This window comes from Sphaerotilus sp. FB-3, assembly GCF_023706025.1.
GTDB lineage: Bacteria > Pseudomonadota > Gammaproteobacteria > Burkholderiales > Burkholderiaceae_C > Sphaerotilus > Sphaerotilus sulfidivorans.
In genome coordinates, this window is the sequence record NZ_BQWE01000033.1 from 1 (window position 1) to 547 (window position 547).

General features: G+C 52.5%; 2 tRNA genes. Both read left to right on the forward strand.

What is annotated here, in order from left to right:
* Positions 1-158: 158 nt before the first annotated feature.
* A tRNA-Ile gene (locus NFT33_RS13295) sits at positions 159-235 on the forward strand.
* 11 nt (positions 236-246) lie between these two features.
* Positions 247-322: transfer RNA gene (locus tag NFT33_RS13300), tRNA-Ala, on the forward strand.
* Positions 323-547: the final 225 nt, after the last annotated feature.

Genomic DNA, 547 nt, shown 5'->3' on the forward strand with positions numbered 1-547 from the left:
GTAGCCGTATCGGAAGGTGCGGCTGGATCACCTCCTTTCTGGAAAAAGACGATGCACCTGACTGCAAAACAGTCCAGGCAGCAGAGTCCAACACAGTACGACACTCAAATCAACGCGCCCACACTTATCGGCTGTCACGACAGAGTCAGAAGAGATTGGGGTCTGTAGCTCAGTCGGTTAGAGCACCGTCTTGATAAGGCGGGGGTCGTTGGTTCGAATCCAACCAGACCCACCACCAATGTTCAAGGGGGATTAGCTCAGCTGGGAGAGCACCTGCTTTGCAAGCAGGGGGTCGTCGGTTCGATCCCGTCATCCTCCACCATCACTTCTGAAATCAATCAGGACAGACCTGAGCGTTGAACGCAATGTTCAGGTCTGTCTCGAAAGAGGCTGTTGTTCTTTAAAAATTCGTAGAGTCGAATCAGCGTTGTTGGCGGAAATGCAGCAGGGGTAAAGGCCTGCAAGCAACCGTGCCGCCAATGACAATTGATTGCGTCACCAGACATCAACCATGTCCGGAAGCAATTCCGGACCGAGTTGAAAGTAC